Here is a 16248-nt window from a genome sequence, read left to right on the forward strand (position 1 = left end):
CCGGGCGACGGTCTCGGCGAGCTCGATCGGACGGAGCACCACGTGGACTTCGAGGAGTACCGCACCTACGACGCGACCGGCCTGGCCCGGCTCGTGGCCGACAAGGAGGTCTCGGCCGGCGAGCTGCTGGCGCTGGCCCGGGCCCGGGCGGACGCGGTCAACCCGCGGATCAACGCCGTCGTGCGCGACGTCCCCTGCGCGCCGGACGCGGAGCGCACGGGTCCGTTCGCCGGGGTGCCGTTCCTGGTCAAGGACCTGGCCCAGGACATCGCTGGCCTGCCCAGCTCCCAGGGCTCGCGCGCCCTGCGCTCCACGCCCGTCGCCGAGACGTCGACGGTCGTGCAGCGCTGGCAGGACGCCGGGCTCGCGATCTTCGGCAAGACCAACCTGCCGGAGTTCGGCGCCAAGGCGATCAGCGAGTCCGAGGTCTGGGGGCCGGCGCGCAACCCGTGGGACCTGACCCGCACCCCCGGCGGCTCCTCGGGCGGCTCGGCCGCCGCGGTGGCGGCCGGGATCGTGCCGGCCGCGGGCGCCAACGACGGCGGCGGCTCGACCCGGATCCCCGCCGCCTGCTGCGGCCTGGTCGGGCTCAAGCCCGGCCGCGGCCTCACCCCGTTCGGGCCGGCCTCCTCGGAGTTCATGCACGGTGCCGCCGTGCAGGGCGTCGTCACCCGCACGGTGCGCGACACCGCCGCCCTGCTCGACGTCATGGCCGGCGGGGAGCCGTGGGGCCCCTTCGAGACGGGTACGCCCGGCAGGCCGTTCGCCGCAGCCGTCGGTCGCGACCCCGGCCGGCTGCGGATCGGCGTCCGCGTGCCCTCCGCCATCACGCCCGACCCGCACCCCGAGGCGTACGCGGCCGTCGCGTCGGCGGTCCGCACCCTCACCGACCTGGGCCACCACGTCGAGGAGCTGCCCGAGGCCCCCTTCGACGACGCGGCGCTGGCGCGGGAGTTCCTGCTCGCGTGGTTCGTCTACATCGCCTGGGAGGTGGCGGAGGCGAAGCGCACCAGCGGCGCCGGCGACGACGCCTTCGAGCGCGACACCCGGATCATGGCGGCGCTCGGCAACGCGACGAGCGGCCCGGCCTACGTCGACGCCGTCCAGCGCCGCCACGAGCACGCCCGGCGGCTGACCACGTTCTTCGAGTCCTACGACCTGCTGCTCACCCCGACCCTGGCCACCCCGCCGCCGAAGGTCGGCGAGTTCGACCTGCCGGGCCCGCTCAAGGTCGCGGCCGACGCGCTGCTGCGCACCCGCACCGCACGGCTGCTCAGCCTCACCCCGATCGTCGACGACATGGTCGACAAGAACCTCGGCTGGGTGCCCTACACGCAGCTCGCCAACGTGACGGGACGTCCGGCGATCTCGCTGCCGCTGCACTGGACCGCCGACGGCCTGCCGCTCGGGGTCCAGCTCGTCGCGCCGCTCGGCGGCGAGGGGCTCCTGATCAGCCTCGCCGCGCAGGTCGAGGAGGCCGCGCCGTGGGCGCACCGGGTCGCGCCGTTGTGAGCCCGGCCCCTCACCCGGCGGCCGTGCGGCGCATCACGAGCAGGGCGATGTCGTCGTCGGTGGTCTCGTCGCCGACCGCCTCGGTGAGGATCCGCGAGCAGGCCAGCTCGGGGTGGTCGGCGGCGGAGAACCCCCGCTCGATGCGCTCCAGCTGCTCCCAGTAGGGGTCCACCCCGCCGGTGCGCCGCATCTCGACCAGACCGTCGGTGAACATCGCCAGCGACTCCCCGGGGGCCAGCGCGAGGGTGCTGGAGGAGCGCGGTGCGGTCGGGTCCATCCCGAGCAGGACGTCCGGCTCGAGGTCGACCCGACGGACGTGGCCGTCCGTGCGCGCCCGCACCGGCGCCAGGTGGCCGGCGCAGCTGAACCGGAGCTCCGTGAACGGTGGGCGCGCCACGACGTAGAGCACCGTCGCGGTGGTGCCCGCCTCGAAGTGGCAGAGCATGCGGTCGAGCCGGTGCAGCACGACCGCGGGGTCCTCGTCGTCGAGCGCGTACGCCCGCAGCGCGCTGCGCAGCCGGCCCATCACCACGGCCGCGTGCAGCCCGTGACCCATCACGTCGCCCATCACGATGCCGACCCGGTCGTCGGGGAGCTCCATCACGTCGTACCAGTCGCCGCCCAGCTCCCCGTCCGCCGGCAGGTAGCGCGCCGCGAGCTCGAGCCCGTCGACGTCGTGCAGCGTCGGCAGCAGGCTGCGCTGCAGCGCCAGCGCCGCGGCCTGCGCCTCGTGGAACGCACCGGCCGCCAGGGCGCGCACCAGCTCGGCCCCGGCCTCCTCCAGCTGAGCCACCTCGCCGGCGTCGAAGGCGCGACGGTCGTGGAAGCCGACGTGCAGCACGCCGACCACCCGGTCGCCGTCGAGCAGCGGCACACCCAGGAGCGAGACGACGGGGCTCGCGCGCAGGACGGGGTTGACGACCGGGTCGCCGCCGGTGCGGTCGACGCTGAGCGGGCGCCGGGTCGACGCCACCCGGCCCGCGAACCCCTGGCCGATGGAGACCAGCGACGCCGTGCGCCACCGGCGCCCGAACCCGACGGCCGCGACGGGGTGCAGCTTGCCCGACGTCTCGTCGAGCAGCAGGACGGTCGCAGTCTGCGAGCCCAGCTGGGCACGGGTGCGCTCGAGGACGGCCCGCAGCGCCGGATCGCCGTCCGCGACGGGGCGCAGGCGGCTCGAGAAGCGGGAGCCCGATGGCTGCGCACCGGGAGGGCCGAGGGGCGAGGTCACGTCGACCACCTGTCCGAGCACGGGACGGCCCCTGCTCGACCGCGGTGGAACCCTAGCCGAGCCCGACCCCCGCTCACTCCCGGGGTGCGCGCCGTGGAAGCTCTCGAGCACGGGTCCGGGCTGGTAGAACGACCACCACAGATCGCGATCCGGTCGCCACCGTCGAGCGGGTCGCATGCGGCGTTCGACACCTGCGGAGGCACACGTGGCGCAGCGGAAGGCGATCATCTTCCACGGGACCGGGGCGAACCCCGACGTCGTCTGGCTCCCGTGGCTGCGCAGGCGGCTGGCCGAACGCGGCTACGCGGTCGAGGCACCCCACCACCCGGGGCTGAACGTCGAACCCGTCGCCACGTTCCTGCCGAGGGTCCTGGCCGACCACACCTTCGACGAGGACACCGTCCTGGTCGGACACTCCGGGGGCGCCGCCCTGCTGCTCGCTCTCCTGCAGCACATCGAGGCGAGGGTCGACCAGGCGTTCCTGGTCGCCGGCTACTGCACGCCGCCCAACGCCGCGGACGAACCCGTCCTGCAGGACGCCTACGACTGGTCGGCGATCCGCGCCCACGTCCGCGACCTGTACTTCATCAACTCCCGCGACGACCCCTACGGCTGCGACGACCAGCAGGGGCGCGCGATGTTCGACCGGCTCGGCGGCACCCAGATCGTGCGCGACGACGGCCACTTCGGCGACGTCGACCAGCCGTTCGAGACCTTCGAGCTGCTCGACCGGCTGATCGACTGAGACCCGTCGGCGCGACCCGCCCTCACTCCCGGGGTGCGCGCTCCTGGGCGACCTGCGCGTCCAGGAGCCGGCGCGGGTGCGCACCGGCCTCGCCCTCGGCGTCGAGCGCGCCGTGGAAGCTGTCGAGCATCGCCTCGGCGGCCGGGAACGGCGGCAGCAGGGGCACGTCCGGGTCGACGACCGCCTCGATCACGCACGGACGGTCCGCCGACAGCGCCGTGGCCCACGCCTCGTCGAGGTCGCCGGGGTCGTCGACGCGCAGGCCGCGCAGCCCGAGCAGCTCGGCCCAGCCCGCGTAGGGCACGTGCGGCAGGGACTGGCTGACGTCGAAGCGCGGCTCGCCCTCCGTCTCGCGCTGCTCCCACGTCACCTCGGCCAGGTCGCCGTTGGCCAGCACGAGCAGCACGAACCGCGGGTCGGCCCAGTCGCGCCAGCGGGAGGCGACCGTGACCAGCTCGGCCAGGCCGTTCATCTGCACGGCGCCGTCGCCGGCCAGCGCCACGACCGGACGGTGCGGCGCGTCGAGCTTCGCCGCGAGACCGTACGGCAGCGCCGAGCCCATGCTGGCCAGCGTCGAGGACAGGTGCGCCGGCACGCCGGTCGGCAGCCGCAGGTGGCGGGCGTACCAGTAGGTCACCGACCCCACGTCCACGGCGACGCGCGCGTCGACGGGCAGGTGCTCGGAGAGGCGGCGCACCACCAGCTCGGGGTTGAGCGGGCGGGCCTCCAGCCGCGAGCGCTCCTCGCCGATGCGGTGCCAGCGCTCGACCTGCTCCACGACCTCCTGCTCCCAGGCGCGGTCCTGCCGCTCGTCGAGCAGCGGCAGGAGCCGCCGCAGCGTCTCCGCCGCGTCGCCGACGAGTCCGACCTCGATCGCGTGCCGGTTGCCGAGGTGGCGGCCGTCGATGTCGACCTGCACCGAGCGGGCCTGCCCCGGCGCCGGGTAGTACTCCGTCCAGGGATCGTTGCTGCCGACGACCAGCAGCGTGTCGCAGCCGTCCATCAGCCATCCCGACGCGGTCGTGCCGAGGTGGCCCATCACCCCGCAGCTGCGCGGCAGGGTCTCGTCGGTCCACGGCTTGCCCAGCAGGCTCGTCGTCACCCCGGCCCCCAGCCGCTCGGCGACCTCCTGCACCTCCGCGTGCGCTCCTCGCGCGCCCTGCCCGACCAGCAGGGCGACCCGGCGACCGGCGTTGAGCACCGCGGCGGCCTCGCGCAGGTCGTCGTCGTGGGGCACGACGACCGGCTCGCGCCACTGCACGGCCGTGGGGACGACGCCGTGCTGGTGGGGCTCCTCGCTCGGCGCCTCGCTCGCCTGCACGTCGTGCGGCAGCACGACCACGCAGGGGCTGCGGGTGGCGATCGCGGTGCGGAACGCACGGTCCACGATCATCGCCGCCGCCTCCGGCGCCTGGACGGACTGCACGAACTGCGCGGCCACGTCCTTGAACAGCGCGGTCAGGTCGATCTCCTGCTGGTACTCCGAGCCCAGGGCCGTCGTCGGCTGCTGCCCGACGATCGCCACCACCGGCTGGTGGTCGAGCTTGGCGTCGTAGAGGCCGTTGAGCAGGTGCACCGCGCCCGGGCCCTGGGTGCTCATCGTGACGCCGACGCCGCCGGTGTACTTGGCGTGCCCGACCGCCATCAGCGCGGCGTTCTCCTCGTGCCGGGCCTGCACCAGCTCGACGGCCCCCTCGGCCCGGCGCAGCGCCCCCATCACGGGGTTGATGCCGTCGCCGGAGTAGCCGAAGACGCGGCCCACGCCCCACGCCTGCAGCCGCTCGACCACGAGGTCGGCGACGAGGCGTACGCCCTGCGGCGCGGCGCTCCCACCGGCCACCCCGGAGTCGCCCGCCTCGCGTCCGTCGTCGACGTCCGTGCCCTCGGCCCGCTGCTGCTGCGTCATCCGGTCCTCCTCCGCTGGGTGCGTCGCCGGTGGGGCGACCGGTCCCGGTAACCCCGCGTGACCACCGCGACACCACTCGGGGCGACCAGTTGTTTGCACTGAGTGCAACGACCTGCCTACCGTCGAGGCCGTGCCCGCCCCGACCCGCGACGGCCGCACCGCCGTGCGCCACCAGCACCGCCGCGCGATCGTCGACGCCGCGCACCGGCTGGTCGCCCAGCACGGGCCCGCCGGCTTCACGGTCGAGCAGGTCGCCGCCACCGCCGGCGTGGCGCGACGCACCGTCTTCAACCACTTCGCGACCCTCGCCGCCCTGCGGCTCGCGGTCGGCGAGGACGTGCTCGGCCACGTGGTCGAGGACTTCCTCGCCACGGTCGAGCGCACCGCCCCCGGCGCGGGAGCCACCCCCGACGCGCTCGACGCGGTCGCCTCCGCCGCGCGCGAGGTCGACCTGGCGCCGGCCGTCGCGACCCTCGCGGGGCTCTTCGGCGTCGAGCCCCCGCACGCCGGTCCCGACCGCCCCGTCGTGCCGAGCCCCGTGCCCCAGGAGACCTTCGAGCGCGTCGGCGCGCAGGTGCTCGAGCGCGTGCTGGCCGTGGCGCCCGCGACCGACCCGCTGGCCGCGGAGCTGTTCGTGACCACCCTCACCAACGGGCTGGCCGTCGTCGCACGGCACTGGTTGCAGGACACCGACGGGGCGCTCGACGTCGCCGGCCGGCAGGCCTGGGACGACCTGCTCGAACGCCTCCTGACCCAGGCCCGGGAGGGGTACCGAGCACCTCGGACCCCGCCGGAGACGCTCCCCGACGCCCACCCCGAGACCCCGCACCGCTCCCCCGAGAAGAGGAACCCCCGCTGATGGCCGAGCTCCTGTACCGCCTCGGACGCTTCTCCGCGCGTCGCCACTGGTGGGTGATCGGGACGTGGGTCGTCCTGCTCGCCGCGACCGGAGGGGCGTACGCGCTGTTCGCCGGCACGCCGAGCACCGCGATCTCCATCCCCGGCACGGCGACCAGCCAGGTCACCGAGCAGCTGCAGGAGGACTTCGAGGCCGCGAGCGGCGGCAGCGGCAGCCTCGTGCTGGAGACGAGCGACGGGTCGGCGTTCGACGAGGAGCAGCAGGCTGCGATCACGGCGCTGATGGAGGAGGTCGGTGCCGTCGACGGCGTGCAGGCCGCCACCGACCCGTTCGCGACGCAGGCGCAGCTCGACGGGGCGGCCGCCGAGCTGGAGGGCGGGCAGGCCGAGATCGACCAGGGCACCGCAGCTCTCGAGGCCGGCCAGACCGAGCTCGACGCCGCCCAGGCGCAGCTCGACGCCCAGCGTGCGCAGGCCGAGGCGGCCGGCACCCTGGCCGCGCTCGAGCCCCAGCTGCAGGGCACCCAGGCCCAGCTGGACGAGAGCCAGGAGCAGCTGGACGACCAGCGCGCCGAGCTCGAGGCCGGCGCGGCGGTGCTGGAGGCGAACCGCGAGGTCGCCGAGCTCTCGTCCGGCTTCCGCTTCGTCTCCGACGGCCGCAACGCGGCGATCGGCGCGGTCTCGTTCGCCGAGCCGACCAACGAGGTGCCCAACGAGGTCAAGGACGCGATCGTCGACGTCGTGGAGTCGGCCGACGTGCCCGGCGTCGAGGTCCACGTCTCGCAGGAGATCTCCGAGGGCGTGCCCTCGATCCTCGGCCCGGCCGAGATCGTCGGCGTCGCGATCGCCGCGCTGGTGCTCGTCGTCATGCTCGGCACCCTGATCGGCGCCGCCCTCCCCCTGGTCAGCGCGCTCGTCGGCGTCGGTGTGGCGACCCTGGCGGCGATGGCGTTCTCCGACGTCGTCGAGTTCGTCTCCGTGACCCCGGTGCTCGGCGTGATGCTGGGCCTGGCGGTCGGCATCGACTACTCGCTGTTCATCCTCAACCGCCACCGCCGCCAGCTGAAGCAGGGCGTCGGGCTGCACGAGTCCATCGGGCTGGCCAACGGGACCTCCGGCAACGCGGTGGTCTTCGCCGGCGCGACCGTGATGGTCGCGCTGCTCGCCCTCAACATCACCGGCATCGGCTTCCTCGGGCTGATGGGCACGGTGGGAGCCGGCGCGGTCGCGGTCGCGATCCTGCTCGCGGTCACCTTCACGCCGGCCCTGCTCGCGGTCGTCGGGATGCGGATCCTGCGCAAGAAGGAGCGGGCCGCGGTCGGGATCGGGCGGCACGCGGCCGACGCGGCGCACGCCACCCACGCCGACCGGCCCGAGATCGACCGCTCCCCCGAGACCGACCCCCGCGCCTCGAAGCCCATGAGCACGGTGCGGGCGGTGGCGACCCTGGTCGTCGGCATCGTGGCGCTCGGCGTCGTCGCCCTGCCCGCCCTGCAGATGCGGCTGGGCCTGCCCGACGGGTCGTCCGCGGCGCCCGACACCGACGCGTACGCCGCGTTCACCACCCAGTCCGACGAGTTCGGCGCCGGCACGACCGGTCCCCTGGTCGTCGTGGCCGACCTGGCCTCACCCGTCGACGAGGACGCGCTGGCCCTGCAGCAGGCCGCGATCGGCGGCGCGATCGCCGACACCGGCGACGTCAGCGCCGTGGTGCCGATCGGCGCCTCGAGCGACGGGACGGCCCTGGCCTTCCAGGTGATCCCCGACGGCGGCCCCAACAGCGAGTCGACCAGCGCGCTCGTCACCGAGCTGCGCGAGCTGACGCCCACCGACGCGAACGGCGACGAGGCGACGCTCGGCGTGGCGGGCAACGCGAGCGCAAACATCGACATCTCCGAGCAGCTCTCGGACGTGCTGCCGCTCTACCTCGGCGTGGTCGTCGGCCTGTCGCTGCTGATCCTGGTGATCGTCTTCCGCTCGATCCTCGTGCCGCTGACCGCGACGGCCGGCTTCGTGCTGTCGCTGCTCGCCTCGTTCGGCGGCATCACCGCGATCTACCAGCTCGGCTGGCTGGGCGGCGTCTTCGGCGTGCACGAGCCCGGCCCGATCCTCAGCTTCCTGCCGATCATCGAGATCGGCATCCTGTTCGGGCTCGCGATGGACTACCAGCTGTTCCTGGTCTCCGGGATGCGGGAGGCGTACGCCCACGGCGCGCCCGCCCGGGTCGCGGTGCAACGGGGGCTGCTCGCCGGCCGGGCGGTGGTCACGGCCGCCGCGATCATCATGATCTCCGTCTTCGCCGGGTTCATCTTCTCGCACTCGGCGAACATCAAGCCGATCGGCTTCGGGCTCGCCTTCGGCGTGCTCATCGACGCCTTCGTGGTGCGGATGCTGCTGATCCCGGCCGCGATGCACCTGCTCGGGCGCTCCGCCTGGTGGCTGCCGCGCTGGCTCGACCGGCTGCTGCCCGACGTCGACGTCGAGGGCGCCCTGCTCGAGCGCTCCCACGCGCAGGGGCACTGACCTCCGGAGCACCACGCAGGTCGCGGTACCTCCGGTAGTTCTCGACTACCGGAGGTACCGCGACCCGTCTGGTTCCGGGGGGGGTGGCGGGTGCTCAGCCGGCCGGCGGGACCGTCGCGACCTGGCCGGCGCGCTCGAGGCTCTCAGCGATCGACCCGTCGGCCTTGAGCCGCTCGACGAAGGCGGTGAGCTCGACGACCGCGGTGTCGGAGTACGCCCGGGGCACGGCCACGGCCTGGCGGATCGCCTGGAAGGCCGGCTCGAGCACGCGCAGGCCGTGGGCCTCGGCGTACGCGGTCGTCGGCTGCCGCACGCCGGAGAGCACGTCGAGGCCCTCGGCCTCGAACACCTCGTCGGCCTCGTCGCCGCGCACGATCGTGGCGTGCTCGATGGTACGGGTGAGGTAGAGGTCGTACGCCGACCCGCGACGCGCCGCGATGGTCGTCCCCTCCGCGTCCACCTCGTCGGCCGAGCCGAGCTCGGAGCCGGGGCGCACGGCGTACACCCCCTCGATCTGGACGTAGGGCGTCGTGAAGCGGGCGCCCTCCTCGCGGGCCGGCTCGATGGCCAGGAAGCCGAGGTCGGCACGGCCCTCGACGAGCGCGGCGTAGGAGTCCCGGGCGGCCGTGACGGTCGTCAGCTCGGCCTCGACACCCAGCTCGGCGGCGACGGCGTGCGCGATGTCGACGGTGACGCCGGTCGGCGCCTCGGCGGTGCCCTGGACCAGGACCGGGTTGCCGAGGTTGATGACGACGCGCAGCGCGCCGGTGGCGGTCAGCTCGTCGCGGACGGACGTGGAGAAGGCGGGGGTGTCGGGCATGGACCCAGCCTAGGAGCCGGGCTCACGCCGCGAGCACGGCCTCGTCGGCCTCGAGCGGGCGCTCCTCGGCGCTCGTCGCGGCCCACGGCGCGCGCCGCTCGCGCAGCGCCACCACGAGCGACCGGCCCGCGACGACGGCCCACACCGTGTTGGAGAACGCGGCGGGCAGCGCGCCGTACATCGCGCAGGCGACGCAGCCCACGATGCCGCCGACGAAGTTGAGCGTGGCGTAGCGCAGCGACATCGAGGACATCCGCCCCGACGAGTGGAGGGTGAACGCGACGAGCACCGCGATCGTGCCCGTCCACCCCAGAACCGCCGCCAGCATGCCTCTGCCCTCACCCACGTCTCGCGGCGCGACGCACCACGTCGGTGGTCGCTGCCGGCGACGAGTCTCGGGCAGCGCGACCGCCCCGCGACAGCCTCGACTTCGCGCACCCGGGGTGAAGCAGAACTGAAGAGGGACAACGGCGCGGCGGCGGAGGACCGGCCGGGCCGACGACGTGATCGAGACCACGTCGCGGGGAGGTTTCAGACGGTCCCGGCCCACCCGTGGGACTGCTCGCCGACCTCGTCGTGGACCCCGTGCAGCTGGTGCGACTGCGCCGTCACCGCGTCGCGCAGCAGCGTGACGATGCTGGCCGCGGCCTGGCGCCGACGGGTGCCGCGCTCGTAGTGGCGCGCGACGACACGGCGGGTGCCGAGCCCGTCGGCGTCGACGGTGACCACCCCGGACGGGAGCATCCCGCGCAGCGCCAGGGCGGGGGCGAGCGCGACGCCCTCCCCCGCCGCCACGAGCGCGAGCGCGGTCTGGAGGCCGTAGTAGGCGTGCTTGGTCTCGCCGGTGACGCCGAGCCCCCGGCGTACCCGCGCGATGGCCCGCTCGCTGGCCGGGGAGTCCGAGACGCCCAGCCACGGCACCTCGAGGCTCTGCAGGCCCGCGGCGTCGGTGGTCATGAGGGCGCCGACGGGCGCGACGATCACCCACGGGTCGTCGAGCAGGTGCTCCTCGCCCATCCCCGCGGGCAGGCTGCCCGTGCCCTCGTCGACGTCGGACTCGATGATGGCGACGTCGAGGCGCCCGGCCCGCAGCTGCCGGACCAGGTCGTCGCGGTCCGCCTCGATGACCACGACGTCCAGCCCGGGGTGGCGCACCTTCCAGTAGGGCAGGGCGGGGATCACCACCGAGCGCAGGAAGCTCTCGAAGCCGCCGATCCGCACGGTGCCGCTGAGCTCGGCGTCGGGGCTCTCCAACCGGCTGACCACCACGTTGAGGGCGCGCTCGACCTCCTCCGCGGCCTCGGCCAGCATCAGGCCGGCGGGGGTGAGCTGGGTGCCGCGCGTCGTGCGGCGGATGAGCTGACGGCCGGTCTCTCGCTCGAGCCGCGCGACCTGCTGCGAGACCGCGGACGGGCTGACGCCCAGGGCCTCGGCGGCGGCCAGGATGCCGCCGCGCCGCAGGACGGCGAGCAGGTAGCGGAGCCGTCGGGGGTCGATCTCCACGCGCAGATTGTGCACGTCCCGCGACGCGACGCATAAGCCGCACCGATCGGTGCCGATCCCCCATTGCTCTTGGACCCCCGCGGCCCCCGCGACCTAGCGTCGAACGCGACGCGGCCACCCCGCCCGGCGGCGTCACGGCCCCGGCCGACGCCACGACCAAGGAGCACCGGTGAGCACCCCTTCGCCCTTCGACCCGACGATCCCCGAGACGGCCGCCCGCGAGGTCGAGTTCATCAGCCTCTCGCACCTGAACCCGTCGACGGAGCTGGCGCCCGTGCCCTCGCGCGGCATCGACCTGCCCTACTTCCGCCGCTACGTCCGGGCGCTCGAGGACGGCGGCTACGACTACACGCTGCTGCCCTACGGCTCGAGCAGCGCCGACTCGTTCGTCGTCGCCTCGGCCGTCGGCCAGCTGACGGAGCGGATCAAGCCGATCGTGGCGCTGCGGCCGAACACCACGTTCCCGCTCGTCGCCGCCCAGAAGCTCGCGACGCTCGACCAGCTCACCGAGGGCCGCGCGGTGGTGCACCTCATCTCGGGCGGCAGCGACGCCGAGCAGGCGCGGCAGGGCGACTACCTGCCGAAGGACGAGCGGTACGCCCGCACCAGCGAGTACATCGACCTGCTGCGCCGCGCGTGGACCGAGCCCGCGGCCTTCAGCCACGACGGCACCTACTACCGCTTCGACGACTTCGGCCCCGGGTTCGCGCCCTACGACGCACCCATCCCGATCTCCATCGGCGGCCAGTCGGACGCCGCGTTCGAGGTGGGCGGCCGCCAGGCCGACGTGTTCAGCTTCTGGGGCGAGCCGCTCGACGACCTGCGCGGCGAGATCGAGCGCGTGCACCGGATCGCCCGCGAGGCCGGGCGCACGACGCTGCCACGGATCTGGGTGACGTTCCGTCCGATCGTCGCGGCGACCGACGAGCTGGCGTGGAAGAAGGCGCACGAGTACGTCGAGCGCATCGGCGCGACCTTCGAGCGCGCCGCCTTCGGCAAGCAGCTCCACCAGCAGGGCGCCCCGCAGAACGTCGGCTCGCAGCGCGCCCTCGGGTTCGCCGAGCGGTCCGAGCTCTACGACCGCGCGCTGTGGACGCGCACCGCGGCCGTCACCAACGGCGCGGGCGCCGCGACCGCGCTCGTCGGCAGCCCCGAGACGGTGGCCGCGGCGATCCTCGACTACGTCGACCGCGGCGCCGACCTGGTCTCCATCCGCGGTTACGACACCCTCAACGACGCGGTCGACTACGGCCGCCACGTGCTGCCCCTGATCCGCCAGGAGCTGGCGCACCGCACGGCCACCGGGCGGCGCGGGACCCTGCAGGCCGAGCACCTCGGCGGCTACGGCGAGGCCTACCGCGAGCTCGCCACGGCGGGCGCCCGATGACCAGCACGGCCGAGCGGACCGACCGGGGCGAGGTCGTCGCGTACCCGTTCCCCGTCCCCGACCTCTCCCCCGCCGCGCTGGCGGCCGTCACCGCCGAGGTGGCGGCGACGGCGACGGAGCACGACCGCAGCGGGGCCGTCCCCCTGGCGGGCCTGGCGGCCGCGCACCGCGCCGGGCTGCTCACCGCGACCGTGGCGCAGCGCCACGGCGGGCCGGGCCTCGGCCCCCTCGACGTCGCGCGGATCCTCGTCGCGCTCGGCGAGGGCGACGCCTCGGTGGCGCTGATCGTGGCGAACACGCTGTCCGCGCACGCGGCGCAGGCCGAGCACGCGCACTGGCCGGTCGCGTTGTACGACGATCTGCTGCGCCGCTCGCTGGAGGCCGCGACGCCGGTCAACGCGATCCGCGCCGAGCCCGAGCTGGGGGCGCCCGCCCGCGGGGGCCTGCCCGCCACGACCGCGCGCCGCACCGCCGACGGCTGGGTGCTCGACGGCCACAAGGCGTACGCCACGGGCGGCACCGGCCTCGGCTACCACCTCGTGTGGGCCGTCGCCGACGAGCCCGACGGCGACCCGGAGCGGCCGCGGGTGGGACACGTGGTCGTGCCGGCCGACCTGCCCGGCATCACGTGGGTCGAGACCTGGGACCACCTCGGGCTGCGGGCGTCCAACACCCACGACGTCGTCTACGAGGGCGTGCGCCTGCCGCACGACGCGTTCGTCGAGATCCCGCGCGGACCCGACGGCGTCTACCGCGACCCCGCCGCGAGCGCCGGGCCCGGCAGCTTCGGCCACCCGGCGCTGTACGTCGGCGTCGCCCGCGCCGCCCGCGCCGCATTCGTCGACTTCGCGCGCACGCGGGTGCCCGCCGCGCTCGGGCGCCCGATCGCCACCACGGAGCGCATCCAGGCCGTGGCCGGGGAGATCGACCTGCAGGTCGCCCAGGCGGAGACGCTGCTGTACGGCGTCGTGCGGCGCCTCGAGGCCGGTGACACCTCCGTGCTGCCCGAGCTGTCGGTCGTGAAGGTCGCGATCGCCCGCTCGGTCGTCTCCGCGGTGCAGACCGCGGTCGCGGCGCTCGGCAACCCGGCGCTCTCGCGGCACGGCGTGCTCGAGCGACACCTGCGCGACGTGCTGTGCGTGCGGGTCCACCCGCCCCAGGAGGACACCGCGCTGCTCGCGGCCGGGCGGCGGATCCTGGCGGACTGAGGGCCGGCCGCGGGCTCCGACCCGCGCCTCCCCCGAGGCCCGGGCCCTCAGGCCCGGGCCTCGAACGTCGGCGGCTCGTGGGCGCGCACGGGCGGCACGGGGCCGTCGTGGCGCTCGATCGCGACCCGCACGTGCGCACCGCTGGTGGCCTGCGTCAGCGTCGAGGTGGGCACGTCGCGCGTCAGCACGTTGACGTTGCCGTGCACGCAGTCGGCGACGTCCGGCGCGCTGGGGTCGAACCAGGCGCCGGTGTGCATCTGGGCCACGCCCGGCAGCAGCGCGTCGGTGACGACGACGCCCGCCAGCAGGCTCCCCCGCTCGCTGCGCACCCGCACGACGTCCCCGTCGACCAGGCCCCGCGCCGTGGCGTCGTCGGGGTGCAGCCGCACCGGCTCACGCCCGGCCACCTTGGTCGCCCGGCTGGCGGCGCCCATGTCCTGCTGGCTGTGCAGCCGGCTGCTCGGCTGGTTGCACAGCAGGTGCAGGTCGTAGGTCGCGGCCGACGCCGCGCCCCACCACTGCTCGGGCTCGCGCCACGTCGCGTGCGCGTCCACGTCGGGCAGGTCGAAGCCCTCGATGGTGCTCGAGACCAGCTCGATCCGACCGCTCGGCGTCGCCAGCGGGTGGGCGACCGGATCGGCACGGAACGCCGCGAACGCGGGGCCGTCACCGGGGCCGTCACCGGTGGTGCCGGGGCCGGCGGTGTACGGCTCGTGCGGCAGGTCCACCCCGCCCTCGGCCCAGAAGGTGTCGAAGTCCGGCGCCGGCGGGCTGCTCGGGGCGGCACGCCACTCCTCGTACATCCGGCGCAGCCACCCGCTCGCGTCGAGCCCCTCGTCGTGGTCGGCGCCGAGCCGCTCGGCCAGGCGGCCGAGGATCCACAGCTCCTCGCGCGCCTCGGCGTACGGCCGGCTGGCCCGCTTCGAGGCCCGCAGCCGGGTGTCGCCGGCGCCCGCCGCGACGTCGTCGCGCTCCAGCGTGCTCGCGACCGGCAGCACGACGTCGGCGTGCCGCGCCGTGGCGGTCCAGTGCGTCTCGTGGACGACGAACGTCTCGAGACGACGGAAGGCGGTGCGCAGCCGCCGCAGGTCCTGGTGGTGGTGGAAGGGGTTGCCGCCGGCCCAGTACGCCAGCCGCACGTCGGGCATCCGCAGCACCCGTCCGTCGTAGGGCAGGTCGGCGCCGGGGTGCAGCAGGAGGTCGGCGATGCGTGCGCACGGGATCAGGTCGGGCACGGGGTTCGTGCCCTGGTCGAGCACCGGCAGCCGCGTGCCGGCGACCCCGACGCCGTAGTCGCCCATCGACCCGAACCCGTGGGCGAAGCCGCCGCCGGGCAGGCCGACCTGGCCGAGGAAGGCCGCGAGGATGAGGCCCGCCCAGACCGGTTGCTCGCCACGCTCGCCGCGCTGCAGGGCGTACACGACGTTGACGAGCGTGCGGCCCGCCGCCATCCGGTGGGCCAGCGCACGGATGCTCGCCGCCGGCGTCCGCGTGATCGCCTCCGCCCACTCCGGGTCGCGCACCACGCCGTCGCTGTGGCCGAGGACGTACGCCCGCACGCGCTCGGCACCGACGCAGTGCGTGCGGAGGAACTCCTCGTCGGCGAGGCCGTCGACGACCAGCACGTGGACCAGCGCGAGCATCAGGGCGACGTCGGTGCCCGGCATCACCCCGACCCACTCGGCCCCCAGCTCCTCCCAGGCGTCGTCGCGCTGGGCGGAGAGGTGCACGAAGGCGGTCGTGGCCGCGGCGCGGCGGGCCAGGTCGGAGCCCCGGTGGCGGGCGTGCCCGCCGGGCACCACCCAGGTGTTCGAGCGGCGCAGGCCCCCGAAGGAGACCACGAGGTCGGTGTGCTCGGCGACGTGCTGCCAGGAGGCGGGGCGCGAGCGGAGGTCGAGGGCAGCGGGCGCGCCCACGAGGTGCGGCAGCAGCACCGCGCTGGCGCCGCGGCTGTAGTCGTTGACGGAGCGCGTGTAGCCGCCGGTGCGGTTGAGGAAGCGGTGCAGCTGGCTCTGCGCGTGGTGCAGGCGCCCGGCGCTGCCCCAGCCGTAGGAGCCGCCGAAGACGGCGGCGTCGCCGTGCTCGGCGCGCACCCGGCGCAGCTCCGCGGCGACGAGGTCGAGGGCGGTGTCCCAGTCGACCTCGACGTAGGGCTCGTCGACGTCGCCCCGCCGGTCGTCGGCCCCGGGGCCCTCGTCGAGCCAGCCGCGGCGCACCGCGGGGCGGGCGACCCGCGAGCGGTGGCGGTGGGCGTCGACGGCGTTGCCGATGGCGGGCGCGGCGTCCGGGTCGTCGTCGTGCGCCCAGGCGCGCAGCAGCGTCTCCCCGTCACCGGCGACCTCGACCCGGAAGGTGCCCCAGTGCGCGCTCGTCTCGGTGGTCGTCTCGGGACTCGTCACGTCGCCCGACGCTAGGCGACGGCGCCCGCGGCGCGCGCGCCCCGGCGTACCAGACCCCATCGGAACTCTGGATCGGATCTCATCCCTGGTTGCTCTTGGAGGTCGGAGGCCTCCCGCTCCTACCCTCATGCCCTAAGTCGAGTAGTTCACTCGGCA

At 75.1% G+C, this 16248-nt stretch carries 12 protein-coding genes; 6 read left to right on the forward strand and 6 right to left on the reverse strand.

Features of this window, described 5'->3' with window-relative positions; genetic code table 11:
* Positions 1-42 precede the first annotated feature (42 nt).
* A complete protein-coding gene (locus RDV89_RS18040) occupies positions 43-1512 on the forward strand; it encodes an amidase (RefSeq protein WP_315735322.1) in 1470 nt (489 codons plus the stop codon).
* 10 nt (positions 1513-1522) lie between these two features.
* Here the strand turns inward: RDV89_RS18040 and RDV89_RS18045 are convergent, their stop codons facing one another.
* Entirely contained in the window at positions 1523-2764 is a 1242-nt protein-coding gene (locus RDV89_RS18045; RefSeq protein ID WP_315735324.1) for a PP2C family protein-serine/threonine phosphatase, read from the reverse strand.
* Positions 2765-2948: 184 nt separating this feature from the next.
* Between RDV89_RS18045 and RDV89_RS18050 the strand changes: the two genes are divergently transcribed.
* On the forward strand, positions 2949-3488 hold the full coding sequence (locus RDV89_RS18050) for an RBBP9/YdeN family alpha/beta hydrolase (protein WP_315735326.1): 540 nt from the start codon (positions 2949-2951) through the stop codon (positions 3486-3488).
* Positions 3489-3510: 22 nt separating this feature from the next.
* Here RDV89_RS18050 and RDV89_RS18055 read toward each other — a convergent pair whose 3' ends face one another.
* Positions 3511-5394, reverse strand: a complete 1884-nt coding sequence (locus RDV89_RS18055) for a thiamine pyrophosphate-requiring protein (RefSeq protein WP_315735328.1) — start codon at positions 5392-5394, stop codon at positions 3511-3513.
* A gap of 130 nt (positions 5395-5524) precedes the next feature.
* Here RDV89_RS18055 and RDV89_RS18060 point away from each other — a divergent pair, with 130 nt between their 5' ends.
* Complete coding sequence (locus tag RDV89_RS18060; RefSeq protein WP_315735330.1) at positions 5525-6253, forward strand: TetR/AcrR family transcriptional regulator; 729 nt, start codon at positions 5525-5527, stop codon at positions 6251-6253.
* Positions 6253-8775, forward strand: coding sequence for an MMPL family transporter (locus RDV89_RS18065; protein ID WP_315735332.1), 2523 nt, complete (start codon positions 6253-6255; stop codon positions 8773-8775). Before RDV89_RS18060 ends, RDV89_RS18065 begins: the two co-directional genes overlap by 1 nt.
* 94 nt (positions 8776-8869) lie before the next feature.
* Here the strand turns inward: RDV89_RS18065 and RDV89_RS18070 are convergent, their stop codons facing one another.
* The 3 genes from RDV89_RS18070 to RDV89_RS18080 form a co-directional block, all read right to left on the reverse strand.
* Entirely contained in the window at positions 8870-9595 is a 726-nt protein-coding gene (locus tag RDV89_RS18070; RefSeq protein WP_315735334.1) for a transporter substrate-binding domain-containing protein, read from the reverse strand.
* Positions 9596-9617: 22 nt separating this feature from the next.
* A complete protein-coding gene (locus tag RDV89_RS18075) occupies positions 9618-9923 on the reverse strand; it encodes a CBU_0592 family membrane protein (protein ID WP_315735336.1) in 306 nt (101 codons plus the stop codon).
* A 203-nt stretch (positions 9924-10126) separates the two neighbouring features.
* Entirely contained in the window at positions 10127-11098 is a 972-nt protein-coding gene (locus RDV89_RS18080) for a LysR family transcriptional regulator (protein WP_315735338.1), read from the reverse strand.
* A gap of 169 nt (positions 11099-11267) precedes the next feature.
* On the opposite strand from RDV89_RS18080, the gene RDV89_RS18085 reads away from it, so the two are divergent.
* Together RDV89_RS18085 and RDV89_RS18090 are read left to right on the forward strand one after the other, a co-directional pair.
* Positions 11268-12485 (forward strand): LLM class flavin-dependent oxidoreductase, encoded by a 1218-nt coding sequence (locus RDV89_RS18085; protein WP_315735340.1) that lies wholly within the window; start codon positions 11268-11270, stop codon positions 12483-12485.
* Positions 12482-13693, forward strand: coding sequence for an acyl-CoA dehydrogenase family protein (locus RDV89_RS18090; protein WP_315735342.1), 1212 nt, complete (start codon positions 12482-12484; stop codon positions 13691-13693). Before RDV89_RS18085 ends, RDV89_RS18090 begins: the two co-directional genes overlap by 4 nt.
* 47 nt (positions 13694-13740) lie before the next feature.
* On the opposite strand, the gene RDV89_RS18095 is transcribed toward RDV89_RS18090, so the two are convergent.
* Complete coding sequence (locus RDV89_RS18095; RefSeq protein ID WP_315735344.1) at positions 13741-16092, reverse strand: molybdopterin-dependent oxidoreductase; 2352 nt, start codon at positions 16090-16092, stop codon at positions 13741-13743.
* Between the last annotated feature and the right edge of the window lie 156 nt (positions 16093-16248).

It is taken from the genome of Nocardioides imazamoxiresistens (genome assembly GCF_032378595.1).
GTDB lineage: Bacteria > Actinomycetota > Actinomycetes > Propionibacteriales > Nocardioidaceae > Nocardioides > Nocardioides imazamoxiresistens.